Genomic DNA, 1,183 nt, shown 5'->3' with positions numbered 1-1,183 from the left:
AAAATAACGATATTGTTTTGAAAATAACGATATTGTTTTGAAAATAACGATATTGTTTTGAAAATAACGATATTGTTTTGAAAATAACGATATTGTTGTGAAAATAGCGAGCAAGATGCTCGCACTACCTCAATTATCGAATATTTCAGATATTATTGTAGCTCCCTAGCTTCCTGAATTATGAGAGGAGATGTTGTCAATTTGTAACTTTGAGATGCACCCAGCAGGCTATAATTCTCACAATTTCCTAACCCATTTGAACGGGTTGAGGAGAAAACATCCTCAGCAATACTGAAACAAAGGCAGGAAAAGGCAGGAAAAGGCAGGAATTTTCCCTCTCGCTAACTTAATATCGGGGTTTTAACCGGGGGAGTGGGGATTGAATATTGCAAGAGTCTTGCGTGAGAGGTAAACTAGAGAAATTATTGTGTTGTGGGCTTGAGGCAAGAGAGGAAAATGAAGTTTTGGCAAAAATGGCTGCAACAATTAGCAGAATATCTCCAGAATAGCACCCAAACCGATGCGACAAGGGAAGACTATTTCCGCTTTTTAAGGGAAGTATTGCAAGCAGTAGATGAAAGTAACAGCGATCCTCAAGTTGTTTATCCGCTATTGGCACAACATCAAGAGAAACTCGATCCGATCTTTGCAGAGATTATCAAACAATGGTTTGAGTCTGAACTTGACCCCAATAATTCTGAGGGAAATCAACTTCTAGCAAGAACTCTTGTAAACTTTGCTAATTGTATTAGTCAATTTCCGTTAGGTAGTCGTGCCAATAATATTGAAATTGCGATCGCCTGCTACCAAGCCGCTTTACAAGTCCTTACCCGCGATGCCTTTCCCCAAGATTGGGCAACGACGCAAAATGGTCTGGGTGCTGCCTACCGTAACCGCATCAGGGGAGAGCGGGGGGAGAATCTCGAACAGGCGATCGCCTGCTACCAAGCCGCTTTACAAGTCTATACCCGCGAAGCCTTTCCCCAAGATTGGGCAATAACACAAAATAATCTGGGTACTGCCTACTCTGACCGCATCAGGGGAGAGCGGGGGGAGAATCTCGAACTGGCGATCGCCTGCTACCAAGCCGCTTTACAAGTCCGTACCCGCGAAGCCTTTCCCCAACAATGGGCAACGACGCAAAATAATCTGGGGGAAGCCTACCGTAACCGCATCAGGGGAG

General features: G+C 44.0%; 1 protein-coding gene. It reads left to right on the top strand.

What is annotated here, in order from left to right:
* Nucleotides 1–456: 456 nt before the first annotated feature.
* Nucleotides 457–1,183, top strand: a 727-nt coding sequence (locus JUI58_RS19665) for a tetratricopeptide repeat protein (RefSeq protein WP_204105512.1), incomplete at its 3' end; no start/stop codon positions are given.

Origin of the sequence: Spirulina sp. CCY15215, assembly GCF_016888125.1 — a bacterium.
Classification (GTDB): domain Bacteria; phylum Cyanobacteriota; class Cyanobacteriia; order Cyanobacteriales; family Spirulinaceae; genus CCY15215.
Note: the sequence above shows the minus strand (reverse complement) of the source record. Positions and strands in the feature narration are given on the sequence as shown.